Raw genomic sequence first — 23,934 nt, forward strand, 5'->3', positions numbered from 1 at the left:
GGCCGCGTCTATATCTGCAAACGCAAAACGATCAGGGAGGACCCTCATGAATGCTCTGCCGCCCGTCGTCGGTGCTGAAACCTGGCAGCGCCAACTCGATGCACTGCGTGTCCGGGAGAAGGCAGCGACCCGAGAACTCGATGCGATCGCTGCCGAGCGGCGGCGCCTGCCGATGGTCGAAATGCCCGAATACACCCTCGAGGGCGAGGAGGGATCGGTCCGGCTGGCGGATATCTTCGACGGTAAGTCACAGCTGATCGTCTACAACCACATGTGGTTCCCGGGCGAGAAGTGGCAGTGCGGTGGTTGTACCGGGTTCACCTCGCAGTTCACCCGGTTGGGGTTCCTGGACAACTATGATGCCCGGTTCGTCATCGTCACCCAGGGGCCGATCGAGGAGGCACTCGCGTACAAGCGGCGGGTCGGGAACAAAATGGCCTGGTATTCCACGGCGAACAGTTCGTTCGGCACCGACGTCGGCGCACCGCCCGGTGGCGGATTCGCGGTCAACGTATTCCTGCGCGACGGCGACACGGTCTATCGCACCTGGCACACCAACGGCCGTGGCACCGAGCAGCTCAGTCACAGCTTCGCGCTGATCGACGTGCTGCCGTACGGGCGGCAGGAGCAGTGGCAGGACTCGCCCGAGGGGTGGCCGCAGTCGCCGACCTACAGCCGATGGAGCGGCTCCGAAGACATCGCCGCGCACTACGGCGAACCGGGGGCGTGACTACATCCGGCCCAATAGCGTGAGCGGATCCTCGAGCAATCCGGCGACGGTCGCGAGGAAGCGCGCCGCCAGCTCACCGTCGATCATCCGGTGGTCGAAACTGATGCCGATGGTGGTGACCCATCGGATGGCGAGTTCGTCGCGGAATACCCACGGACGCTTGCGAATCGAGCCGAGGCACAGGATCGCGGCCTCACCCGGATCGACCAGCGGAACACCGGCGTCGACACCGAAGACGCCGACATTGGTGATGGTGAAGGTGCCGCCGCGCAGGTCGGTCGGGGTGGCGCTGCCCGAACGCGCCGTCTCCGCGAGCCAGCCGATCTCGCGGCACAGGTCGCGCAGACTCAATGCCTGGGCTTCCTTGAGATTGGGCACCAGCAGGCCGCGTTCGGTGGCGACCGCGATACCGAGATTCACATAATGCTTGGTGACGATCTGCTGATTCGCCTCGTCCCAGAATGCGTTGATGCCGGGATATTCCGCGAGGGCGGCGAGGACGGATTTGGCGACCAGGGCCAGCGGTGTCAGCGTCAGGCCCACGAAGGATTTGGTGGTGCGCAGGTGGTCGAGCAGTTCCATCGATGCGGTGAAGTCGATGGTGACGAAGGTGCTGGCCTGCGGGATGGTGCGCGCGCTCGCCACCATGGCGGCCGCGGTGCGTTTACGAATGCCGTGGATCGGCGTGCGTTCCTCACGGGTCGCGGGGCGGATGATGCCAGCATTCGGATCGGTGACCGATGACGTCGTCGGCGTGGCCGGGCCGTCGGTGTGGGTCGCCGCGGCGCGCGGCTGCGATACCGGGACCGCCCCGCGCACGTCCTCGACCGTTACCGCACCCTCGGGACCCGAACCCGCGACGTACCAGAGGTCGATGCCGAGTTCCTTGGCGAGTTTGCGCGCACCGGGGGTCGCCGCAGCCCTGGCCGTTCCCGACTCGACCGGCTCAGCGGCCGAACTCTCCTGCGGCGCGGTCGGTTCCGCGACCCTTCTGCGCCGCCGGGACACCGTCTCGTCCTCGGGCCCATATCCGACCAGTACCGACGTCCGCCCGTTCGCCCCTTCCTGCGCGACCGCCAGATCACTGCGCACCCGGATCAGCGGCGCCCCGACCGCAACCGTCTCACCGGGCTGCGCGAGCAATTCGATCACCGTGCCCGAGAACGGCGACGGCAGCGAGACCACCGCCTTGGCCGTCTCGACGTCGGCGATCGTCTGATTCAACTGCACGGTATCGCCGACGCCCACCGACCACGACACCAACTCCGCATCGGCCAGTCCCTCGCCGAGATCGGGTAGCCGGAATTCCAGGATATTTCCCTGATCATCCTCGGGGGCACGATCTTCCACTGTGGCACCTCTCAGTGAGCGGTAGTCAGGCGGCGAGTGAGCGATCGACCGCGGCGAGGATGCGGTCCGGATCGGGCAGGTGGTGCTTTTCGAGCTTAGCCGGGGGGTAGGGGATGTCGAAGCCACCGACGCGCAGCACCGGCGCCTCCAGGTAGTAGAAGCAGCGCTCGGTGATCCGCGCGGCGATCTCGGCGCCGAGCCCGCCGAAGACCGGCGCTTCGTGTGTCACGATCAACCTGCCGGTCTTGGCCACCGAGGCCTCGATGGTGTCGAAATCGATCGGCGACAAACTGCGCAGATCGATCACCTCGAGCGAATGCCCCTCTTCGGCAGCGATTTTCGCGGCGGCAATTGCCGAGGCCACGGTGCCGCCATAAGCGAGGACGGTGGCATCGGTACCGCTGACGCGGACGCGGGCCCGATCCACCGGCATGGCCTCGGCGTCGAAATCGACCTCGGCCTTATCCCAGTAGCGTCGCTTGGGTTCGAAGAAGATCACCGGATCATCGAGCGCGATCGCCTGGCGGATCATGGAATACGCGTCGGCGGGATTGCTCGGCGTCATGACACGTAGTCCCGCGGTATGGGCGAAATACGCCTCCGGCGACTCGGAGTGATGCTCCACCGAACCGATTCCACCGCCGAACGGAATGCGAATCGTGATGGGCGCGGTCACCTTTCCCTGTGTCCGGTAGTGGATCTTGGCGACGTGCGAAACGATCTGGTCGAAGGCCGGATAGACGAAGCCGTCGAATTGAATCTCGCAGACCGGCCGGTAGCCGCGCAGCGCCATACCGAACGCCGTTCCGACAATGCCGGATTCGGCGAGCGGCGTATCGATGACACGGCGGTTTCCGAAATCCTTTTGCAGCGTATCGGTTACTCGGAAGACCCCGCCGAGGCGGCCGATATCCTCGCCCATCAGAACGACTTTCGGATCGTCGTCCATGGCCCGCCGCAGCCCGGCATTGAGCGCTGCGGCGAAAGTCGTGATCATGTGGGGACTCCTTCCGGTCGCGCGGCACTGTCACCGGGATCGCCGGCCAGATACTCCGCGTACTCGCTCCGCTCCTGGGTGATCAGCGGATGCGGGGTGGCATAGACGTGATCGAACAGCTGTGTCGGCGCCGGATCCGGCATATCGATGGTCGCGGTGCGCACCTGTTGCGCGACTTCGTCGGCGCGCGCATCGACGTGGCGCTCGAATGCGTTGTCCCACAGAGACTCTCGTTCCAGCAGCTGGCGCAGCCGCGCGATCGGGTCGCGGCGCGCCCATTCTTCGGTCTCAGCGGCGGAGCGGTACCGCGTCGGATCGTCTGCGGTGGTGTGCGGACCCATCCGATAGGTGAGCGCCTCGATGAACGACGGTCCGCCACCGGTGCGGGCGCGGGCGGCGGCCTGCCTGGTGACGGCGAGGACGGCGAGCACATCATTGCCGTCGACCTGCAGGCCGGGAATGCCATAACCGTAGGCACGCCGCGCGATCGGGGTCGCGCTCTGGATCCGGACGGGGGAACTGATCGCCCAGTGGTTGTTCTGACAGAAGAAGATGACCGGTGCGCTCCAACTCGCGGCGAAGCCCAATGCCTCGGCGAGATCGCCCTGACTCGAGGCGCCGTCACCGAAGTAGGCGATGGTCGCGATCTCCGCGCCGTCGAGGTGGGCGGCATAGGCGTAACCGGTCGCGTGCAGGCCTTGCGAGCCGACGATGATATTCGGGTTGGTCATATTGACCGCTTCGGGATCCCAGCAGGAATGCGCGACCCCACGCCACATCCGGGTGAGTTCGGTGGGATGGACGCCGCGGCAGTAGGCGACGGCGTGCTCGCGGTAGCTGCAGAAGACGTAGTCGTCGGGGCGCAACGCGTATGCCGAGCCGACCTGGGCGGCCTCCTGCCCGATCATCGGCGCCCACAGTCCGAGCTGGCCCTGGCGTTGCAGAGCGGTTGCCTCGGTGTCGATCCGGCGGGTCACAACCAGGTCCGTGTACATCGCGCGCAACTGGGCGGGCCCGATGTCGGTGATCAGGGCCGCGTGTTCTCGGTCGAATACGCGGCGGCCGTCGGGTTGGACCAACTGAACCGGATAGTCGGATTTGTTCGTCATTCGGGATCGCCTCCTGACAATGAGCGCAGGGCTGGTGTGCCCCATATCACATAGCATCCACGAGTAGGCGAAGTGCGCAAGTGATCAACGCACGAGTAAGCAGAATGCCCAAATCTGGGCGGCGAACTGATGTCATACTGCGTTGTATGACCAGTAGAGAACCCGCCGACGTGACACTGGACGCCACCGACGCGCGGCTGTTGCTCGAGCTGGTCGCCAACCCACGCGCGACCGGTGTCGAGCTGGCGACCCGGCTCGGGTTGTCCCGCAATACCGTGCAGGCGCGGTTGTCGCGCTGGGAGGCGGCCGGTGTGCTCGCCAGCTTCGAACGTCGAGTGCAACCGCAGGCGCTGGGCTACCCGCTGGCGGCCTTCGTCGCCGTCGTCGTCGATCAACACCGATTGGATTCGGTGGTCGCCGAACTCGCCCGGGTGCCGGAGGTGACCGAGGTGTGCGGCATGACCGGCCTGACCGATCTCACCGTGCGCGTGGTGGCGCGGGATGCGGACGATCTGTACCGGATCGCCGGTCAGATATTGAAGATTCCAGGGGTGGAACGCACCAACATGGCTTTGGTGATGCAGCAATTTGTCGGACCGCGCACGGCTCCACTACTGGATCGTCTGGCCGGCACCGCCGATCGCTCGCTACGAGCCTGATCCGGACGCCTCGTCAGCGCAAGTGTCGCTCGCGCTCTTCGATCGCATCCTTGGCCTCCCGCAGACCGCGGCCCGTCAGAGTGCGATAGAGCTTGATGGCGTGGATCTTTTTGCCCTGCCGAATGAGTTCGTCGATTTCGTCATAGGGCGTCGCCGGGTCATGGTTCGGGAGACCGAGGTGCTTGATGATCATGTCGAGCTTGCGTTCGAGCTGATCGATCCGGCGCTCGAGTCTGTTGTTGTCGAACATCTTTCGAACTTACCGACGCTATCCGATTGGACGACGCGTGGCATCCACGACAACCCGCAGCGATCCGGATGCTCCGGATGGGTGCAGCGCCGAGCTGCCAGTGCGTGCTCACTGCCGATCCGACCGAGCTGGCCCCTGCCGCAAATGGCGTGAGTTCGCCGCGCTTGCCCGGGAATCAGCTGCTATCCGGTAGTCCGTTGTGGGACAACCGCACCCGCGTAGCCACAGCAGAGCAGGACCGCGATGAGCGGAACGACCATTGCGGCGGTGAGTGGGACCAGTGCGGTAAGCCAGCCGATGATGGAGGGGCCCGCGAGCAGGCCGAGGTAACCGAGGCTGAATACCCGCGACATATCGGTAGCCGCCGTGGTCGAGCCGAGATTGCCTGCGGCGGTGAAGATTTGCGGGATGCCGCCAGAGAGGCCGAGGCCGCACATCGCCCAGCCGAGCAGCGTCAGCGGCACCCATCCCGAAGCCATGATCAGGCCCAATCCGAATGCGGCGATCAAGGTGCCGTAGCGGACGACGGCGACACGTCCGAACGCACCCGCGACGCGGTCGGCGGTGAAACGGCCCGCGGTCATGGTGCAGGAGAATGCGCCGAATGCCAGTGCGGCGGTGGCATCGTCGACATCGAGGTGGTCGCGGACCTGCAGGGCGCTCCAGTCGGCGGCGACGCCCTCGGTGAGGAGCAGCGCGAAGGCGATCGCGGCCAGCGCCCAAACTTTTCGGGAGCGGTTCGGTGCGGTCGTCGACCGGGCTGTTCCGTCATCATGCGGTGCCGCTTCGGACTCACGACCGTGGTCCGTGCTTTCCGGAATGTGGTCGGGTGGCCCGCTTTCCAGGAGCGCGTCCGAATTCGTCTCTCGTGCCGGAGATCCGGTGCCGACCAGCAGACGTGGCACCAGCGCGGCGGTAATCGCCAACCCCGCCACCGAGGCGAGCGACAAGCTCAGGCGCACATCCCATCCCGCACCCTGAGCCGCCGCACCCAGCAGCGAGCCGAGGAATCCGCCACCGGAGAACAAAGCGTGGAACGCCGACATGATCGGTCGGTCATAGGCCCGCTCGACATGCACCGCTTGGGTATTCATCGAAACGTCGAGCGCGCCGTTGCCGAAACCGAAGCAGGCCAAGGCAGTCGCCAGGCTGACAGGTCCGGTCGCGAGTCCGGGGCCGAGCACGGATATCGAGACGATCGCCGCGGCGGCCGCGACCACGGTCCGGCTGCCGAATCGGTCGGCGAGCGGGCCCGCGATGCGCATGCCGACAATGCCCGCACCGGCCAGCATCAGAATGAACATGCCGAGTGTGGAATGCGCGATACCGGTCCGGTCGGTAATTGCCGGTATGTGCACCACCCAATTGGCCAGCAGGAAACCGTTCAACGCGAACACCACGAATACCGCGGCGCGTGCTATCCGTATCTGCGGATCGATCGTCGTGGTCGCCACCGATTCGACGGTACCGCGTCGGGCGCGATCTCGCGGCCGCACGGGGAGCCGGTCAAGGACATCATCGGCCGAGGGTCCGGCTCCGCGGATCTCGTCGTTGAGATCGGGCGTCCGTGCGGCGGTCTTACTTCCTACAACCACCTACTCGCTCGAGATGTTCCAAATTCCGGTGGCCGCAGTCTCGTCGGCGTAATCCCGGAAGTCTTTCGGTGCCCGGCCGAGCGCACGCTGGACGCCGTCCGTGGTCTCGGCGTTCCTGCCGTCCAGGATCGTGCCGAACAGGTAGTCCAGCAGGCTGACGGCGTCGGCGGGAACCCGGTACTCGGTCAGTGCCGCAACGAAATCCGTGCGCGAGATCGGGATGAAAGCGACTTCGCGTCCGGTCGCCGAGGCGATTTCCGCGACGGCTTCGGAGAACGTCAACGACCTGGGGCCGGTCAGTTCGTAGAGTTCGCCGCTGTGCGCGTCCTCGGTCAACGCGGCGAACGCGACATCGGCGATATCGTCGGCATGCACGAACGGTTCCGGCACATCGCCATTGGGCAGCGCCACCGCACCGGCGAGCACATACTCCAGGAATGCGCCTTCGCTGAAGTTCTGTGCGAAGAAGCTGCAGCGCACGATGGTCCAGTCGAGCCCCGAACCCTGCACGATCTGCTCACACGCCACGGCCTCCGGTTCGCCGCGTCCGGAGAGCAGCACGAGTTTGCGCACACCGTTGACCTTGGCCGCATTGATGAATGCGCGGATGATCTCGGGCGCACCCGGTACCGCCAGATCCGGCTGGAAGGCGATGTACACCGTGTCCACGCCGAACAGTGCCGGTGTCCACGTGCTGCGGTCGGCCCAGTCGAAGGGGATCTCGGCCGCGCGCGATCCGATCCGGATCCGATGACCGGCCTGCCGGAGCCGGGTCGCGATGCGGCTGCCGGTCTTGCCCGTACCGCCGGTGACGAGGATGAGGCGCTGGTGGGAGGTGCTGTTTGTCATGTTTCCAGTACATCGGCGCGGCGCGCGACGAAACATACTTCAGCGACTCGTGATCATGCGTCAGCGTCTACTGTTTGTGGTGTGGATGCGCTCGCCAGTCTGCTCGAAGGTCCACGCGCCCGAGGTGCGTTCGTCATGTGTTCACTGCTCGACCCGCCGTGGTCGCTGCGCATCCAGGATCGGGCGCCGCTGACGGTGGTGTCGATGGTCCGCGGCACCGCCTGGATCATGACCGATGCCGCGGGCAGTAAGCCGCGACAAGTGAGCGCCGGCGATATCGCGATCTTCCGCGGTCCCGATCCGTATACGGTCGCCGACGATCCGGCCACCGCACCGCAGATCTTCATCGATCCAGGCAACATCACCAAGACGGCCGACGGTGAAATCCTCTGCGAGACATTGAGTCTCGGCGTGCGCCAGTGGGGCACCGATGCGGACGGCGCCACCCTGATGGTCACGGGCACCTATGAGTCGGCCGGCGCGGCGAGTCAGCGGCTGTTGCGTGCCCTCCCGCCGGTAATCATCTTGCAGCGCGGCGATTTCGACACCCGGCTGCTCGACATCCTGGTCGATGAAGCCATCAAGGACGAGCCGGCACAAGGTGTCGTCCTGGACCGACTGCTCGATATGGTGCTGATCGCGGCCCTGCGCGCCTGGTTCGCCCGCAATGACGCGCCCGCCTGGTATCACGCCTACAGCGATCCGCTGGTCGGCAAGGCGCTGCGGCTGTTGCAGCACAATCCGGGGCACGGCTGGACGGTCGCCAGCTTGGCGGAGGCGGTGGGGGTTTCGCGGGCTGCGCTCGCTCGCCGGTTCACCGATCTGGTCGGTGAACCGCCGATGGCGTTCCTCACCGAATGGCGGCTGGCTTTGGCCGCGGACCTGCTACAGGAATCCGATGCCACCATCGAATCCATTGCCCGCCAGGTCGGCTACGGCAGCGCGTTCGCACTGAGCACGGCATTCAAACGCCACTTCGGTGTGAGTCCGCGCGACCACCGGCAGGGCAGCACCCCGGCTGAGCTAACGTCGGCCGGGTGACGCAGCAGTATCCGGTCCTCTGGCCGATGCCGACCCGGTGGGCAGATAACGACCACTACGGCCATGTGAACAACGTGACGTACTACTCGTACTTCGACACCGCGGTCAACGCCTGGCTCATGCACGCCACGGGCACGGATGTCCGCGAACTGCCCGCCCTCGGGGTGGTTGCCCAGACCTCCTGCCAGTACCACGGCTCGCTCAGCTTTCCGGACCAACTCCAGGTAGGCCTGCGTATCTCCCGCCTCGGCCGCTCCAGCATCACCTACGACCTGGCCATCTTCCGCGAAACGGGCGACGCGCTGGAACTGGCCGCCACCGGCACCTTCGTCCACGTCTACGTGGACAACGAAACCCGCAAACCAGTAGAAATACCGGAAGTAATTCGCACCGCTGCCAGTGCCCTGGTCACTGATTGAACATGCCGGATTTGTCGGCACAGAGACCACTGTGGGACACCTGTTTTCGTGGCTGAACAACGAATATTCCCGAGAAGGTACAGGAATTGCCCGTGGTTCAAATTTGCTTCGTTCGTTTGCGCGCTTGCGCAACAGCATCGGCGTAAAGGTCGGTAGTCAGTTCGTCTTCCGACACACCGAGTTCGGCCAGCCGATCGGCGGATGCCGCGCTCCCGAACGGCCGACGTGCGGCATTACAGAGCGTTCACCCACCCAAGATAGGGGCACAGTCGCGTCGTGAGGCAGCAGGTAGTTCTGTCCGCGCTTGGCGTGCATGAGGACCGCTCAGCGCTGTAGATCCGCCGGTTGATCCACTTCTTATGGTTCTTCACGTCTGGCGCCTCCAGGGCAACGTGGTAGCCGGTGAACGATCGCTCAGCGCCATATGTTGCGATGGCCCTGTGCAGTAGTGGATGCTCAGGCGGCGTGGGTTGGCAGCTCATCCGTAACGCACATGGCGTTGATAGGTTGATAGCTAGGAAAAGCGGCTGCGACAGCAGGGTTGCACAACTAGCCTTACGACGCGCAGAGTGCGGCCCCGAGAGGCCTCATGCCAGAATGCTCGATATGAGTGCGGCTTACGCGGGTCTGGTCGTCTGGGATGTTGACGGCACCTTGATACCGGCTGACTTGCGTTGGCTCCGAAGGGCTGTCGCCCGCACATATGGTCTTCAAGAGGAGTCGATCGTCTTCCCGAAGGCGCGCGTGCATGGCTACACCGACGAGTCGATTGTTGTGGATACAGCTATCGGTTCGGGCGTGCAGTCGGAAGTTGCCGAAGAGGGCGTCGAGCGGTTTCACGAGGTACTGGCCCATGTGATGTTCGAGGGGGAACAGGAACTCGCCCGAGAGCAGCCAGCGTATCCCGGTGCGTTTGATTCCATTGCCTCACTGCACGAACACGGGTTCGTGCAGACTGTCTTGACCGGAAATCTGCGTGTAGCAGCCGAAGTCAAGCTTCGCGTATCGGGCCTGGACCGACACCTGGATCTGGGTATCGGCGCGTTCGGCGATGACGCGCGTGACCGGTTCGAGCTTCCTGCCGTCGTTGTCGAACGGTTCGCCGCTCAATACGGCACTACGCTGGATGCGAGTCGGACGGTTGTCATTGGTGATGCCCCGAACGACATTGCTTGTGCTCGTCATGCAGGTTTTCACGTTATCGCGGTCGCGCATCGAATGCCCCGTAATGAGCTAGAACTGCATTCTCCCGACGCGGCCTTGGATCGGCTGGACACAGATATGGTGGTCTCGGCCGTAGCTTCCTTAGCAGGTAATTAGGAGACCTTTAGGGTTTCTATCCTCTCCCGAAGCTCCCGAACCGGCGTTTCAGTTTTCCATGGCTCCAGTCGGCTGAGCGCGCGCTGAGCGCGTTCAATCCCTCGCGAATTTCCCATTGCAACAAGATTTTCGTATGCGTCTCCCAGCATGCGGCACCCTTCTTCTAGTTCGCCACTCAGTACGTGGGCGCTCGCGAGGTCGACTCGAGCGGCGAGAGCGACATTCCGATTATCTGCTGTGGTTGTACTGATGGCTTGATTCAGTGCACTTATCGCTTTCCGAGGTTCGTTAAGGAGTAGCCAGCATGTTCCTTCATAGACCATAAGCCGCGTCGGATTCCAATCGCTGAAGAGACCGGTCTGATCGGGCTCGGCGATCTCGTCTACAGCGCGGCGTGCGCGCGCTAGTGCTTCTCGACATTCCCTGGCCAGCTCCAACACTGCGAATGCCTGTGCCTGCTCCGCTGCTATCCGAGCTTGCGCGGAGGGCGGAAGAACATCGGCGACGGCCGCGGCTTCCCCGAGCAGCTGGAGACCGTCCACGATGTCGCCGTCTGAACCGATCAGCGTCGCGGCGTCCGAGCGAAGATTGCTTTCGAAGATTCTTGCAATCCCACCGAGGGCCGGGTCTCTAATATCGTCCGCTAGACGTTTTGCGAATGCGCAACTCGCCAGCGCCATCGAACGATCTCCAGTTGCGCTCCAGAGTCGACTCGCCACGATTGAGGTTTCGCCAAGGAGGAAACCGATCTGATTTTTGACCCGTTCGTCGGCGGCGCTCCGAAACAGCGCTGTCACCGAATTCCGATGCGCCGAAATGAGTGTCAGTAGCGCATCGGGCGCAATGCTTTGTCTTTGGCCTGCAAGTAAGCGGGTCACGGCCGCAAAGCTAGTAAGGGTGCGTTCAGAAACGTGTCTTGAACGAACGACAGCCTCTACGGGGTCAGAGTTACGAATAAGGTCGGGGTCTAATACGCCAGTTGCCGCGACCGCAATTCCATGCGTGAGGAGTGTGCGACGGTCTATCACAGAAAAATCCCCATCGTCTTCGGATTTGCCAGCGGGTCCGGCAAGTCCGCCACCCGCTAGACCGACGATATGCGGATCGAGAGGCAGTGATGCAACTCGGCCGTCGACGATAACCGGCAACATGACGGCGGTGCCGCTGCCCGTGTCCTCCAGGGCGGTCGACCTGTTGCGCATGCGCGTGGCGCGTTGCACGTCGTGGGCCTGCGCGCGCAGTGCCACCAGTGCGCCGTCCGCACCGAGCCCGGCGTCCAGCGCGGCCACAAGCTCGCGCGATGGGAGCACGGCGTCCTGACTCTCGGCCATGCCGACGTACTGACGTGTATAGCGAATCTTGGCAGCAAGCTGGCGCTGACTCAGACCCGCCGCCTGCCTGCGAAGCTTGATTTCGCATGCCAACTGGTCGGCGATGGTTGCCGATTGCCGTTCTGATTCGCTGGTCGGGTTGTTCATCGGTACCCCCTGCATCGGTTCATTCTTACCTACCGCACGGGGGCGGCAAATCGGCTTTCCGGCGATTTGCCTTCTTCCTTGCCTGGGGGGTGCGGCGGTCTGCTCGATGTAGGCACCGCAAACCGGTGGCCTGGAATCGAATGGGAGGCACAGGCCATGACAACGACTACCCGCCACGGTGTTCCGCTGCTGGACGTGGCACAGCGAGCGAGGATGCGGCCGGAACTGCTGGAGGTAATCGAGTACCGCAAGTCCGGGCTCAGTCTGAACTGGATTGTGGGGTGCCCGCTGGATTGCGGGTATTGCGTGCGGCATCTGTTCGACAACTTCGAGATGAAGGTTCCGCGAGCGCTGATGGACGACCAGGAGGCCGCCGACCTGCTCACCCGTCATCGGTACTTCCGGCCGCACGCGACACCGATCCAGCTGCTGAACCGGGCTACCGACCCGATGTTGCCCAGGGTCAAGCAGCACACCTTCACCATGCTGAAACTGCTGGATGCGCGCGGGTTGACAAACCACGTTCTGGTGATCACCCGGTGGCGGATCGAGCCGGAGGACTGCGCGGTCCTGAACTCGATCAGGAATCTGAAAGTCACTGTGCTGGTGACGCATTCGGGTATCGATGACCCCCGTGTGGAGCCGGTGGATTCGGCGATCGCGGCGCAGTCGCTGGCGACGGCTTTCGAGCGCGCGAACCGGTATCGGGTGGTGTTGTATTGGCGGCCGATCGTGCCGGGTCTAAACGACTCGGACGAGCATCTACGCCGTGCGCTCGCGCTGAGCCACCACGCGCACGCGACGGTGTTCACTGGCCTGTTCTTCAAAGACCAGATCCGCGACTATTACCGGGCGAACGGACTGCCCGAACCGTATCCGGACGGTGCCCGGCGCAAGGTGTTTCCCGAGGCGCTGGAACGACGGATTCTCGATGCTGTCGACACGAGTCGGCCCGGTTCGCCGTTGTTCCGCAAGACCAGTTGCGCGGTCGCCTACGCACACGGAATCGCCGACTACAACGGCCATTACGGCATCCGCGAACTGTGCGACATCTGTCCGGTCGCGCAGCTACAGCGGTGCGCTCGTGCATGGCGACGCCCCGACGAACGGCATGTCGCCGATCAGGCCGCCGACCTGGGCGGCACCCTCGTAGAGATCAACGACCGCGCTGTGGTCGTGGCCGGGCTGGACGACCAACGCCGCTACTGCCTCCAGCACGGTCACGGCTACCAGGTCCACGACATCGACAAACCACACCACCACAACCGGCACGGCCGCGCCGACCTGGGCTGGCCCACCACGAGGGAGCACACGCCATCATGACGACACCGATTCCGTTCCCGAACACCCTGCACGAGCGGCAATTGGCCGTGGTCGACGTGGAGGGCAACGGGCAGAACCCACCCGAGATCATCGAGATCGCGGTGTTGCCGGTGGACGGGCCGACGACCCCGGATGCGTTGCGGTCGTGGCTGATCCAGCCGCAACAGCCGGTGACATCGATCGTCACGCGCAAGGTCCACGGAATCACCAACTCCGATCTGTCCGACTGCCCGCCCTGGCGAGAGGTTGCCGACGAGATCGACGAAGCCCTGTGCGGGCGGGTGCTGGTCGCCCACAACGCCACTGTCGAACGCAAGGTCCTCACGGCGCATCTGCCGGACTGGAACCCGCCGTTGATTCTGGACACGCTGCGGCTGGCAAAGACGGTCTGGCAGGGGCTGGATTCGTATGCGCTGGACAAACTCATCGAACGCGGCCAACTCGACACCAGCACCATTGACGGACCGGGCTACCACCGCGCCGGATACGACACCTGGGCCGCGTGGCAGTTGCTGTGCGCATTGATCACCGATGGCGAACTGGACTGGCCCGAGTTGGTTACTGCGGCTGGCCTTCCCGAGTTCCTGCCTGTTCCAGAACCCGAAGGAGGTTTGTGGTGAATTCCCTCGATCAGCCGGTCACCGTCGCGGTGGTCGGCACCCATTCCACCGGCAAGAGCACCTTCCTTGCCCGGCTCGCTCACGAGCTACGCCGGACGGGCCTGCAAGTCTCCACGGTCGCGGACCTGGGTGAACAAGCGCAACGCTTGGGGTTGCCGATCCTGTGGAATCACACCTGGACCTCCACGTTGTGGATCATGACGCGCGGGATCAGCAACGAGCTCGAGGCGTGGCTGCACGGTGATGTGGTGCTGGTCGACCGCGCGGTCCCCGACGCGCTGGGCTACTACCGGGCCGCTCTGGACTATCGCGGCGATACCCCGGACCCTGATGGATGGGCGTATCTGGAGACGCTGGCTCGCGCCCATAGCGACCGCTATCACCTCGTCTTCCGCACGCAACTCGACCCGGATATTCCGTTGGGCACCAACAAGACCCGCGACGGCAACCAGAAATTCCGGACACTGGCCGACTACCACGTCGGGGCGGTGCTGAATGAGTTGGCGCTCCCATGCCTGCCTCTGGCTGCCGATGGCCACGAGGCCGCGCTGGCACTGGCGACTGGTTTCGTCGCCGAACAACTCGGTGACGACGCGATCCCCGGCCCTGCCAGCGCGACCGCGTGAGCGGCCTGATCCTCCCTATTCCCCTTCACTCGCAATGCAACTGACAGTTACTGGTGGTGAGAGCATGCAACCCGCAGAACCTGACATCCCAGACGAAGACCGCCGACCGAAAGCGATCGGATTCGTGCGCGGGGCCATCTCCGGACTCGAGGCGCCCCGACACGCACTCGCGGTCGAGCGGCACGCCCGATCGCTGGGCTTGCGCTACCTCTACACGGTGCGGCCCCCACAAGGGGCTACCGACCCGATCGGCTACGCGCTGGGTATCGCGGCGGGGCTGGGCGTGGCGGCGATTGTGGTGTACGACCTGGCCCACGTCGATAACCAACCGGCGCGGGTCTGCGAAGACTTCGACCTGCAAACCGTGTGCCCGCCACAGACTTGGGCGCGGGTCATGTACCCGGCACCGATCGAAACGGGGGCGGCGTGATGAACGGGACCGTGATCGTGACGCCCGCGCAGGTCTGCGACAACGCCGATGTCGAACTGGCACACAAGCAGATGCAACGTCATCTCACCTGCCGGGTCGCCTACTGCCTATGGAAAGCGGCAGCATACCGCACGTTGGTGGATGCGGGGCGACTCGCACCGCAGACTTCTAGCCCACGCGAGCGCGCCGCCGCGCGGGGGCTCGCGTTCCCGCCACTGGACAGCCAGTCGTGGGCACACAACGGGCCGACGACACAGACGATTCGCGAAGTGTTGAGCAGGCTTTCGGAGTTGGCATCACCCGCCCCGGGCGCGAACACTCCCGGTAGCGAAGGCAATCAATAACTTCTTGGGGGCTGGTATGAGCGAGCGCTGTACAGAAGTGGACGGCTGGGTCGCACACTGGCTACTCGATCACCACCGCATTCGAATAAAGCTGGTGGGTAACGAATCCGAGACACAACCTTTGTTTTCGGCTACTGCGCACGCCGCTGCCCCCGACTTGGCGGACATGCGTGAGCGGTTCCCGAAACTATCAGGATTGTGGGATTCGATCCGTCGAGAGTACTGGGCGGAATTCTTTACAGCTCAAGAGAATTCACGCGGAACGATCTGAACGGAAGGGTGGCATGGGTCGAGTATCGGATCCCCGAACATAGCAACGTGAACGCGAACGCACCGAACGCGAGAGCCCACATCGGAGCCGGGTACGTAGAAGCGCGAAAGGCCCTCGGGCGGAGGGCCTTTCGCGCACAGGTAGTTACAGGGCCTTGAGTTCCTCGGTGACCGCACCGACCGACTTCTTCGCATCACCGAAGAGCATCGAGGTGTGGTCAGCGTAGAAGAGTGGGTTGTCGATACCGGCGAAACCAGAATTCATGGAACGCTTGAGCACGATCACGCTCTTGGCCTGGTCGACGTTCAACACGGGCATGCCGTAGATCGGGGAGGAGGAGTCCTCGCGGGCGGCGGGGTTGGTGACGTCGTTGGCGCCGATCACCAAAGCCACGTCGGTGCGCGAGAATTCGCCGTTGATGTCGTCCATTTCCTTGAGCGCGTCATAGGACACCTCGGCCTCGGCGAGCAGGACGTTCATGTGGCCGGGCATACGACCGGCGACGGGGTGGATGGCGTATTTGACCTCGACGCCCTTGGCTTCCAACAAGGACGCCATTTCCTTGACCGCGTGCTGAGCCTGGGCCACGGCCATACCGTAGCCGGGGACCACGATGACCTGGTTCGCGTAGGCCATCTGGATCGCGGCATCGGCCGCGGAGGTGGCCTTGGCCTGCTTCTGCTCCCCATCCGAAGCGCCGGGAGCTGTTCCGCCGCCACCGAATCCACCCGCGACGATGGCGGGGATGGAGCGGTTCATGGCCTTGGCCATCAGGTTGGTCAGGATGGTGCCGGACGCGCCGACGATCATGCCCGCCACGATCATCGCGGTGTTGTTCAACGCCAAACCCGCTGCGGCCGCCGACAAACCGGTCAACGCGTTCAACAGCGAAATAACCACCGGCATATCCGCGCCACCGATCGGCAACACGACCATCAAGCCGAGCACACCGGCGAGCACGAGCACCGCGATCATCCAGTACTGGGGCACACCGTCTTTGGTGGCGCCGATACCGATCACCACTGCGGCGGCGATCGCACCGAGTAGCAGCAGCAGGTTCAACGGCTGCTGAAGTTTGCCCACACCGATCGGACGTCCGGGCAGGATCTCCTGCAGTTTGCCGAACGCGATCAGCGAGCCCCAGAACGACACCGAACCGATGATCGCCGCGAACAGCGAACCGATCACGATGTGCACGGTGGGTTCTTCATCGAAATGCGAAAAACCATTGCTGTTGATGAACTCCGACCACGCGATCAACGCGACCGTGCCACCACCGACACCGTTGAACGCGGCCACCAACTGCGGCATCGCGGTCATCTTCGTGTACTTCGCCGGCGGCACACCCAGTACCACGCCGACCACGAGCCCGGCCACGATCAGGATCCAGTTGGAGGTGTGGCGGATGGAGATCAGCGTCGCCACCACGGCGATCACCATGCCCGCCGCGGCGATCAAGTTGCCGCGCACCGCGGTATTCGGCCCGGTCAAACCCATCAGACCGTAGATGAACATGCCGAAGGCGATGATGTAGAGCCCGTTGACCAGATAGGTCACATTGTCGAAGGTATGCATCACGCTGCTCCCTCTGACCGCTCCGCGGAGGCAGCCTTCACCGGTGCGGCCTTCTTACCCTTGAACATCCCCAGCATCCGGTCGGTCACCACGAAACCACCGATGACGTTCAGGGTTCCGAACACGACCGCGACGAACAGAATGATCTGGGTCAGGACCGAAGGATCCTTGACATTCCCGAGAGTGACCAGCGCACCCAACACGACGATGCCGTGAATGGCGTTGGTACCCGACATGAGTGGGGTATGCAGGGTATTGGGGACCTTGGAGATGACGGCGAACCCGACGAACCCGGACAGCACCAGGATCGCGATATTCGCCAGCAGTTCGGTATACATCAGTTCTTCACCTTCGCCTCAGTCGTCTCCGTCGCCTCACCGGACTCCGTCGCCTCACCGGACTCCGTCGCCTCACCGGACTCCGCCACCTCGGCGGGCTCCGCAGTCTCAGCTGACGCCACGGCCTCGGTCGCGTCGACCGATTCGGTCGAATCACGGGTGACGCAGGAATCGGCGAGCACCTGATCATCGAAATCCGGCGCGAGCTTTCCGTCGACCAGCATCAACTCCAGCAACGCCGCGATATTCTTCGAGTACAACTCCGAGGCATGCTCGGGCATCGTCGCGGGCAGGTTCAACGGCGAGGCGATCGTCACCTCGTGCTTGACCACGACCTCACCGGGCTCGGTCAACTCGCAGTTGCCGCCGGTCTCACCGGCCAGATCCACGATCACACTGCCGGGCTTCATCCCCTCCACCGCTGCCGCGGTGACCAAGCGGGGCGCGGGACGTCCGGGCACGAGCGCGGTGGTGATCACCACGTCGAAGCCCTTGATCGCATCCTCCAACGCCTGCTGCTGCTTGGCCTTCTCCTCGTCGGTGAGCTCACGGGCATAACCACCCTCACCGGCGGCATCGATGCCCAGATCCAGCCACTGCGCACCGACCGACCGCACCTGATCAGCGACCTCGGGGCGCACGTCGTAGCCGGTGGTCCGCCCACCCAGACGCTTCGCCGTCGCCAGAGCCTGCAGACCCGCGACACCTACACCGAGCACCAGCACGGTCGCGGGTTTCACCGTGCCTGCGGCGGTGGTGAGCATCGGGAAGAAGCGGGTGGATTCCGACGCCGCCAGCAGCACAGCCTTGTATCCGGAGACATTGGCCTGCGAGGACAGCGCATCCATCACCTGCGCCCGCGAGATACGCGGAATCGCCTCCACGGCGAAGGCCTGCACCCCGGCCGATTTCAGCGCGGGAATCTGGTTGTCGGCATTGCGCGGAGCGAGGAAGCCGATCAGGGTCTGCCCGCTGCGCAACTGCGCCACCTCGGCGTCACTGGGCGGAGCAACCTTCACGACCACATCGGCCGACCACGGATCACCGATGGTCGCGCCCGCATCCACATAGGCCGCGTCCGGAATGAGCGCACCGATACCGGCACCCGCCTCGACCACCACCTCCACGCCCTGCTTCAGCAGGCTCGGGATGATCTTGGGCACCAATGCGACACGCCGCTCGCCCGCGTTTGACTCGCGAACGACTCCGACACGCGCTCCGCGCGGCGACTGGTCGCCTGCGCTCTGCGTTGTCTCCACTTGTCAGACTTCCTTCTCTGGCTGAGCTTCAACCAACCGGTCGACGGCCGGACGATGTTACTGTTGAGTAAGTTCGTCCAAAATCCTCGCAACTGTACCCGGCTAGCGGTGAGCGTGCTGAGATGGCGGTCACAATTTGCGGCCGGATTCCACCGTTATGTCGGATTCGCGACCAACACCAAGGTTCGAATCCTGGTCGGTGCGGCGCAATACCTTCGCATAGTGACATGCGTCATGCCGAGTATGTTCCCGGTGCGCGGTACGCCGTATGGTCGGCGGTGTGAACGACTGCGTCTTCTGCCGCATCGCTGCGGGGCAGGCCCCGGCGACCAAGGTCTACGAGGACGACACGCTGTGCGCGTTCCTGGACATTCGCCCGATCGCCCGCGGCCACACCCTGATCATCCCGAAGCGACACGCATCCGAACTGGAGGATCTGGACGCCGAATCGGGAGCGCAAATTTTCCGCGCCGGACACCGGCTCGCGCTGGCTATCAGGCGTAGCGACCTGGCCGCGGACGGCGCGAATCTCGTCCTCAATGACGGCGCCGCCGCCTTCCAGACCGTCCCGCACGTCCACCTGCACGTGATACCGCGCCGGCACGGGGACAAACTGAGTTTCGCCGCCGGACTGCTGCTGCGGCGTCCGCACGACCCCGAGTCCACCGCGACCGCCATCCGCGCCGGTATATCGGCATTGGCAAACGAAGACGAGACCAGCGCCGAGGAGCGAGAATGACCGACCCGACCCAGGACCGGCACGAGCTGACCGGCCTGCTGTCCGAGCAATGGGAGACGATCGCGACGCTGGTCGCCGATCTCGACGAAGAGCGTTGGCGCACACCGTCTCCGCTGCCGGGCTGGTCGCTGTTCGATGTGGTGGCACACGTCGTCGGGACGGAATCCTGGTTGCTCGGTGAGCGCCCGCCCGCGCACGATCCGATCCGACCCAAAATCGATGTGACCACGCTCCCGCATGTGCGCAACGAGACCGGCGTGCTCAACGAGATCTGGGTCGACCGGCTGCGGCCGCTGTCGGGTACGCGACTGCTCGAGCTGTACCGCGAAGTTACCGACCGCAGGCGCGCGGCGCTCGCATCCTTCGGTGATGCGGAATGGCAGGCCGAGACCGTATCGCCGATCGGCAAGGTCAGCTATGGCCGGTTCATGCGGGTGCGGCTGTTCGACTGCTGGATGCACGAACTCGATATCGCTGACGCGCTCGGCATATCCGTCGACGAGGGCGGACCGCGGGCCGAGCGGGCCTTCGGCGAACTCACCGCCACCATCGGGCGGGCGGTGGCCAAGGGTGCGCAGGCGCCGGACGGATCGCGCATCGCCTTCGAGCTGACCGGCCCGTTGCCGCGGACGCTGCACGTCGCGGTGGACGGCCGCGCCAATATCGTGAAAACCCTGGATGCGCCCGCAACTGTGGTGGTCGGCATGGACTCCGGCCTGTTCGCACGGCTACGCGGCGGACGCACCGAGGCGGATGCGCACCTTGGCGAGTTCACCATCTCTGGTGACGATGAACTCGGCAACCGCCTGATCCGCAATCTGGCCTTCACCATCTGACAGCATGTCTGGGAACCCCTTTCGGCATTTCCAAACACCATCCTTCTCGGATGTCCTCCGCGCACAGCACGAGACTGCGCACATCGGTTTCCGCTTCATCCGGGCTGGTTTCACCCGCACCAGCGTGCGGGCCAGCGCCCTCCCGTCCACGGACGCTGGTCACCGGGGCTCGCGCTTCGGGCTCCCGGACCTGGGGCCAGTGTCGTTGCCCCAGATAGACGGCGGTCTGCCACAGGGCACCGACAGAGTCATCAGACGCGATCTGAGCCGGTGACCTCGGTGCGACTTTTCCTGTCCAGCTACCGATTCGGCGCACACTACGACCGGCTCGCCGCACTCGTCGGCGAGCCGTGCCGAGTCGCGGTGATTCCCAACGCATGTGACGCCTGGCCGGCAGCCTGGGCGGGTGCGGTCGCCAGTGACGTGATCCCGCTGCGCAAGCTCGGCTACTCCCCCGAGGTGCTGGATCTACGCGAATTCGTCGGTCGTGCGACCGAACTGGAAGCCACGCTGGCGAAATACCCACTGGTATGGGTGCGCGGCGGCAATACCTTCGTCTTGCGCGCCCAATTCGCCCGCAGCGGAGCAGATTTCGTACTGCCGAAGCTGCTCTCCGCCGACGCGCTGGCGTATGCCGGGTACAGCGCGGGCGCCTGTCTGCTGACCCCGGATCTGCACGGGCTGGAATCCACCGACGACCCGGCCGAGGTCCAACCGGCGTGCGGTATCGAACCACGATGGGACGGACTGGGTCTGGTCGACCATCGCATCGTGCCGCACCTGAATTCCGCGACCGATCCGGACGGTGCGTCCGTGCTACTCGCCGCCCGCTACCGGGCCGAGGGCATCGCGCACTGGGCGCTCACCGACGACGATGTCGTCGTGGTCGACGGCAGCGATATCGAGATCTTGCGATAGCCCGCGGAACACCACCCAGCGCATCGCGCAGTACATATAGACCGCCTCACAGGCCCCGGCCAGCAGCCGCGACAGGTGATATTCCAAGCCCAGCGCGGCCAGTCCGCTGCCGACGCCGAGGATGAAGGCGACGTAGTTGATCACGACAACCACCACATACACCACCGCTTGCCTGCCGACCGGTGCGTGCGAGTGGAAGTTGAACGTGCGGTTGAGCACGAAGCTGAGCCCGAACGCGCAGATATAGGCCACCGTGACCGATAGCCATACGGGCAGTCCGATCCAGCCGTGCAGCACCGTGAGCAGCGCCAGATCGATACCGAAGGTGAAGCCGTTGATCAGCGCGAAGCCGAGAAACGTCGGGGCGACAAGGCGATTCAGCCCCAACGGCAGCCGCGCGACGACGGCCTCGCACCAGCGAGAGAAGCCCGCTACCAGGGACTCGGTGCTCGTCACGCCGCCAGCATGCCAGCGGCAGGTGTCCATCAGGTGATCGTCCAGGAAACAAGATCGGGTGGCACCCGATCCCGATCAGCCGATCTGGGTGAGGGGCGAACGGTGGTCCAGAGCGGACCAGGCGACGAGGCAGCGGCGGCGGGTGACGTCGTCGACGTCTTCCAGGAGGGCCTCGAGCAGGAGGCGGGGTTTGCGCTGCCACTGATCGGACAGGGTGGCGATCACGGTCTTGCCGAACATGCCCGAGCGATCCAGTGCCGTGATCCATTCGGCGATATCGCCCGCGTGTATGCGGCGCAATGAGTCCGGGTCGATGCCCCCGTCGAGAACCTCGTAGGAGAACACCGCAGCGACCAAATCACGGTAATCCGGCGCCTCGACCTGCATGAGACCTCCTCGGCGCGCCTGCGCGCCTTATGGAATCGGACAGCGCCCCGAATGGGCGCCTTGTCCGGAATTCTTACCAGCGTACGCACCCGGTACCACTGGACCGGCCCACAATCCCGCCGGGCTCCGCGTTGTAGCAAACCTCCAGGGAGAACGGGACGCGCGGCTGTTACAGTCGGGCACTCACCCTGGCCCGTACCGCCGTATAGCGTGAGTCGTGTGGACCTGGATGACCTGATCTCCCGCCTGCCCGACGGCGCGGTACTCACCGATCCCGATCTGCTCGCCGGCTATCGGCAGGACTGGGCGCGCGATCCGAGCGCCGGCACACCGCTGGCCGTGGTCCGCGCGACCGGTACCGATGACGTCGCGGCGACGTTGCGGTGGGCGCACGAACACCGGGTCGCGGTGGTGCCGCGCGGGGCCGGGTCCGGATTGTCCGGCGGTGCGACGGCCGTCGACGGCGGCATCGTGCTCAGCACCGAACGTATGCGCGCGATCACCGTCGACCCGGTCACCCGCACCGCGGTGGTCCAGCCCGGCCTGCTCAATGCCGAGGTCAAACGCGCGGTCGCCGAGCGCGGCCTGTGGTATCCGCCGGACCCCTCCTCCTTCGAAATTTGCTCGATCGGCGGCAATGCGGCCACCAACGCGGGCGGCCTGTGCTGTGTGAAATACGGCGTGACCACCGATTACGTGCTCGGCATGGAGGTGGTGCTCGCCGATGGCACGGTGGTGCGGCTCGGCGGGCCACGACTCAAGGATTCGGCGGGCCTGTCGCTGACCAAGATGTTCGTCGGCAGCGAGGGCACGCTCGGGGTGATCACCGAACTCACCCTGCGACTGCTGCCCGCCCAACCGCCGCAGGCCACCGTGGTCGCGACCTTCGCGACGCTGACCGCCGCCACCGATGCCATTCTCGGCATCACCGGCACGCTGCGGCCCGCCATGCTCGAGTTCATGGATGCCGTCGCGATCAATGCGGTCGAGGACGAGATGCGGATGGGTCTGGATCGCGAGGCCGCCGCACTGCTGGTCGCCCGCTCCGACGCACCGGGCGAATTCGCCGGGCACGAAGCCGAAATCATGGTCGGCATCTGCGAAAAGGCCGGTGCCACCGAGGTTTTCCACACCGAAGACCCGGAGGAAGGCGAAGCCTTTACTGCCGCACGACGTTTCGCCATTCCGGCGGTGGAGAAGATCGGGCCGCTGCTGCTCGAGGATGTCGGTGTTCCGCTGCCGCGTCTCGCCGATCTGGTCAACGGTATCGCGGCCATCGGCGCACGCAATGACGTGCTGGTTTCGGTGATCGCGCACGCCGGGGACGGCAATACCCACCCGCTGATCGTGCACGATCCGACCGATGCGGAGATGACCGAACGCGCGCACCGCGCCTTCGGTGAGATCATGGATCTGGCCATCGAGCTCGGCGGCACCATTACCGGCGAACACGGCGTCGGCCGGTTGAAGAAGGCCTGGCTGCCCGATCAACTCGGACCCGATGTGATGACGCTCACTCGCCGGATCAAGGATGCGCTCGACCCGCATGGCATTCTCAACCCAGGCGCGATTCTGTAGACGGAACATTCCCGGCCGCTGAGGAGTTTGACCCGATCATGACCACCAGGCTCGAGCACAATGTCGCCGATACCCGATTCGAGATCTATCTCGACGACACCCTCGCCGGGTACGCCGACTACGCCGAACGCGATGACGCTGATCTCACCCGTCCCGCCGGCTCCGCCGACGACCATCCCCCTAAGGTCCGCGACTTCCACCACACCATGACCTTCCCGGAGTTCCGTGGCCGTGGCGTGGCCGCCCAGGTGGTCGAATACGCGCTGCAGGATTCGCGCGCACAGGGCTTCGCCATCATCCCGACCTGCTGGTACGTCGAGCAGTACATCGCCGAGCACCGCGAATACGCCGATCTGGTCGCCTGACTCGGGTAGCGCGATTCGGCGTGCATCACTGCGCCGAAAAGACCGGGTGTTCCCACCGCTCGGTACAGCGGC

General features: G+C 64.7%; 27 protein-coding genes. 15 read left to right on the forward strand and 12 right to left on the reverse strand.

The annotated features are described in order from the left end of the window. The first annotated feature begins 46 nt into the window (after positions 1–46). Positions 47–730: a DUF899 domain-containing protein gene (locus ACQPXH_RS28320; RefSeq protein ID WP_433599511.1), complete on the forward strand. Its 684-nt coding sequence runs from the start codon at positions 47–49 to the stop codon at positions 728–730. On the opposite strand, the gene ACQPXH_RS28325 is transcribed toward ACQPXH_RS28320, so the two are convergent. From ACQPXH_RS28325 to pdhA, 3 genes are read right to left on the reverse strand one after another with little or no spacing between them, the layout of a single operon-like run. After that, positions 731–2,080 (reverse strand): dihydrolipoamide acetyltransferase family protein, encoded by a 1,350-nt coding sequence (locus ACQPXH_RS28325; protein ID WP_433599512.1) that lies wholly within the window; start codon positions 2,078–2,080, stop codon positions 731–733. Positions 2,081–2,105: 25 nt separating this feature from the next. Then, entirely contained in the window at positions 2,106–3,077 is a 972-nt protein-coding gene (locus ACQPXH_RS28330; RefSeq protein ID WP_433599513.1) for an alpha-ketoacid dehydrogenase subunit beta, read from the reverse strand. Beyond that, positions 3,074–4,186, reverse strand: coding sequence for a pyruvate dehydrogenase (acetyl-transferring) E1 component subunit alpha (gene pdhA, locus ACQPXH_RS28335; RefSeq protein WP_433599514.1), 1,113 nt, complete (start codon positions 4,184–4,186; stop codon positions 3,074–3,076). Before pdhA ends, ACQPXH_RS28330 begins: the two co-directional genes overlap by 4 nt. A gap of 146 nt (positions 4,187–4,332) precedes the next feature. On the opposite strand from pdhA, the gene ACQPXH_RS28340 reads away from it, so the two are divergent. Beyond that, positions 4,333–4,845: an Lrp/AsnC family transcriptional regulator gene (locus tag ACQPXH_RS28340; protein WP_433599515.1), complete on the forward strand. Its 513-nt coding sequence runs from the start codon at positions 4,333–4,335 to the stop codon at positions 4,843–4,845. A gap of 13 nt (positions 4,846–4,858) precedes the next feature. On the opposite strand, the gene ACQPXH_RS28345 is transcribed toward ACQPXH_RS28340, so the two are convergent. The 3 genes from ACQPXH_RS28345 to ACQPXH_RS28355 all read right to left on the reverse strand — a co-directional run bounded on the left by ACQPXH_RS28345 (position 4,859) and on the right by ACQPXH_RS28355 (position 7,539). Further along, positions 4,859–5,095 carry a ribosomal protein L7/L12 gene (locus ACQPXH_RS28345; protein ID WP_433599516.1) on the reverse strand — a complete coding sequence of 79 codons (237 nt, stop codon included), beginning with the start codon at positions 5,093–5,095 and terminating at the stop codon, positions 4,859–4,861. Positions 5,096–5,277: 182 nt separating this feature from the next. After that, positions 5,278–6,534, reverse strand: coding sequence for an MFS transporter (locus ACQPXH_RS28350; protein ID WP_433603603.1), 1,257 nt, complete (start codon positions 6,532–6,534; stop codon positions 5,278–5,280). Between the two features lie 156 nt (positions 6,535–6,690). Next, on the reverse strand, positions 6,691–7,539 hold the full coding sequence (locus tag ACQPXH_RS28355) for an NAD(P)H-binding protein (RefSeq protein WP_433599517.1): 849 nt from the start codon (positions 7,537–7,539) through the stop codon (positions 6,691–6,693). An 81-nt stretch (positions 7,540–7,620) separates the two neighbouring features. Between ACQPXH_RS28355 and ACQPXH_RS28360 the strand changes: the two genes are divergently transcribed. The 3 genes from ACQPXH_RS28360 to ACQPXH_RS28370 all read left to right on the forward strand — a co-directional run bounded on the left by ACQPXH_RS28360 (position 7,621) and on the right by ACQPXH_RS28370 (position 10,319). After that, positions 7,621–8,580 carry an AraC family transcriptional regulator gene (locus tag ACQPXH_RS28360; protein WP_433599518.1) on the forward strand — a complete coding sequence of 320 codons (960 nt, stop codon included), beginning with the start codon at positions 7,621–7,623 and terminating at the stop codon, positions 8,578–8,580. 26 nt (positions 8,581–8,606) lie between these two features. Then, positions 8,607–8,999, forward strand: coding sequence for an acyl-CoA thioesterase (locus ACQPXH_RS28365; protein WP_433603604.1), 393 nt, complete (start codon positions 8,607–8,609; stop codon positions 8,997–8,999). A 606-nt stretch (positions 9,000–9,605) separates the two neighbouring features. Next, positions 9,606–10,319, forward strand: a complete 714-nt coding sequence (locus ACQPXH_RS28370) for an HAD family hydrolase (protein ID WP_433599519.1) — start codon at positions 9,606–9,608, stop codon at positions 10,317–10,319. Here ACQPXH_RS28370 and ACQPXH_RS28375 read toward each other — a convergent pair. Beyond that, positions 10,316–11,797 carry a helix-turn-helix domain-containing protein gene (locus tag ACQPXH_RS28375; protein ID WP_433599520.1) on the reverse strand — a complete coding sequence of 494 codons (1,482 nt, stop codon included), beginning with the start codon at positions 11,795–11,797 and terminating at the stop codon, positions 10,316–10,318. The genes ACQPXH_RS28370 and ACQPXH_RS28375 overlap by 4 nt on opposite strands. A gap of 156 nt (positions 11,798–11,953) precedes the next feature. On the opposite strand from ACQPXH_RS28375, the gene ACQPXH_RS28380 reads away from it, so the two are divergent. From ACQPXH_RS28380 to ACQPXH_RS28400, 5 genes are all read left to right on the forward strand, one after another. Then, a complete protein-coding gene (locus ACQPXH_RS28380) occupies positions 11,954–13,120 on the forward strand; it encodes a radical SAM protein (RefSeq protein WP_433599521.1) in 1,167 nt (388 codons plus the stop codon). Next, positions 13,117–13,740 carry a 3'-5' exonuclease gene (locus ACQPXH_RS28385; protein WP_433599522.1) on the forward strand — a complete coding sequence of 208 codons (624 nt, stop codon included), beginning with the start codon at positions 13,117–13,119 and terminating at the stop codon, positions 13,738–13,740. The genes ACQPXH_RS28380 and ACQPXH_RS28385 overlap by 4 nt, the downstream gene beginning before the upstream one ends. Beyond that, a complete protein-coding gene (locus ACQPXH_RS28390; protein WP_433599523.1) occupies positions 13,737–14,366 on the forward strand; it encodes an AAA family ATPase in 630 nt (209 codons plus the stop codon). Before ACQPXH_RS28385 ends, ACQPXH_RS28390 begins: the two co-directional genes overlap by 4 nt. A gap of 64 nt (positions 14,367–14,430) precedes the next feature. Next, complete coding sequence (locus ACQPXH_RS28395) at positions 14,431–14,796, forward strand: hypothetical protein (protein WP_433599524.1); 366 nt, start codon at positions 14,431–14,433, stop codon at positions 14,794–14,796. Continuing rightward, positions 14,793–15,140 carry a hypothetical protein gene (locus tag ACQPXH_RS28400; protein ID WP_433599525.1) on the forward strand — a complete coding sequence of 116 codons (348 nt, stop codon included), beginning with the start codon at positions 14,793–14,795 and terminating at the stop codon, positions 15,138–15,140. Before ACQPXH_RS28395 ends, ACQPXH_RS28400 begins: the two co-directional genes overlap by 4 nt. A gap of 415 nt (positions 15,141–15,555) precedes the next feature. Here the strand turns inward: ACQPXH_RS28400 and ACQPXH_RS28405 are convergent, their stop codons facing one another. Genes ACQPXH_RS28405 through ACQPXH_RS28415 form a run of 3 tightly spaced genes read right to left on the reverse strand, consistent with a single transcriptional unit; the run spans position 15,556 to position 18,583 of the window. Then, a complete protein-coding gene (locus ACQPXH_RS28405) occupies positions 15,556–16,968 on the reverse strand; it encodes an NAD(P)(+) transhydrogenase (Re/Si-specific) subunit beta (RefSeq protein ID WP_433603605.1) in 1,413 nt (470 codons plus the stop codon). A gap of 17 nt (positions 16,969–16,985) precedes the next feature. Then, on the reverse strand, positions 16,986–17,324 hold the full coding sequence (locus tag ACQPXH_RS28410) for an NAD(P) transhydrogenase subunit alpha (protein WP_433599526.1): 339 nt from the start codon (positions 17,322–17,324) through the stop codon (positions 16,986–16,988). Then, the gene (locus tag ACQPXH_RS28415; RefSeq protein WP_433599527.1) at positions 17,324–18,583 is read right to left on the reverse strand and encodes a Re/Si-specific NAD(P)(+) transhydrogenase subunit alpha; all 1,260 of its coding nucleotides are present in this window, start codon (positions 18,581–18,583) and stop codon (positions 17,324–17,326) included. Before ACQPXH_RS28415 ends, ACQPXH_RS28410 begins: the two co-directional genes overlap by 1 nt. A 280-nt stretch (positions 18,584–18,863) precedes the next feature. On the opposite strand from ACQPXH_RS28415, the gene ACQPXH_RS28420 reads away from it, so the two are divergent. The 3 genes from ACQPXH_RS28420 (at position 18,864) to ACQPXH_RS28430 (ending at position 21,076) form a co-directional block, all read left to right on the forward strand. After that, a complete protein-coding gene (locus ACQPXH_RS28420; protein ID WP_433599528.1) occupies positions 18,864–19,322 on the forward strand; it encodes an HIT family protein in 459 nt (152 codons plus the stop codon). Beyond that, entirely contained in the window at positions 19,319–20,158 is an 840-nt protein-coding gene (locus ACQPXH_RS28425; protein WP_433599529.1) for a maleylpyruvate isomerase family mycothiol-dependent enzyme, read from the forward strand. Before ACQPXH_RS28420 ends, ACQPXH_RS28425 begins: the two co-directional genes overlap by 4 nt. A 279-nt stretch (positions 20,159–20,437) precedes the next feature. After that, positions 20,438–21,076: a Type 1 glutamine amidotransferase-like domain-containing protein gene (locus ACQPXH_RS28430; protein WP_433603606.1), complete on the forward strand. Its 639-nt coding sequence runs from the start codon at positions 20,438–20,440 to the stop codon at positions 21,074–21,076. Here ACQPXH_RS28430 and ACQPXH_RS28435 read toward each other — a convergent pair. Together ACQPXH_RS28435 and ACQPXH_RS28440 are read right to left on the reverse strand one after the other, a co-directional pair. Further along, on the reverse strand, positions 20,975–21,562 hold the full coding sequence (locus ACQPXH_RS28435) for a GtrA family protein (protein WP_433599530.1): 588 nt from the start codon (positions 21,560–21,562) through the stop codon (positions 20,975–20,977). The genes ACQPXH_RS28430 and ACQPXH_RS28435 overlap by 102 nt on opposite strands. 45 nt (positions 21,563–21,607) lie before the next feature. Beyond that, positions 21,608–21,919, reverse strand: coding sequence for a hypothetical protein (locus ACQPXH_RS28440; RefSeq protein WP_433599531.1), 312 nt, complete (start codon positions 21,917–21,919; stop codon positions 21,608–21,610). Between the two features lie 219 nt (positions 21,920–22,138). Here ACQPXH_RS28440 and ACQPXH_RS28445 point away from each other — a divergent pair, with 219 nt between their 5' ends. Together ACQPXH_RS28445 and ACQPXH_RS28450 are read left to right on the forward strand one after the other, a co-directional pair. Further along, a complete protein-coding gene (locus tag ACQPXH_RS28445) occupies positions 22,139–23,497 on the forward strand; it encodes an FAD-binding oxidoreductase (protein WP_433599532.1) in 1,359 nt (452 codons plus the stop codon). 38 nt (positions 23,498–23,535) lie between these two features. Then, positions 23,536–23,862 (forward strand): GNAT family N-acetyltransferase, encoded by a 327-nt coding sequence (locus ACQPXH_RS28450; protein ID WP_433599533.1) that lies wholly within the window; start codon positions 23,536–23,538, stop codon positions 23,860–23,862. Positions 23,863–23,934: the final 72 nt, after the last annotated feature.

It is taken from the genome of Nocardia sp. CA-135953 (genome assembly GCF_050955735.1).
GTDB lineage: Bacteria > Actinomycetota > Actinomycetes > Mycobacteriales > Mycobacteriaceae > Nocardia.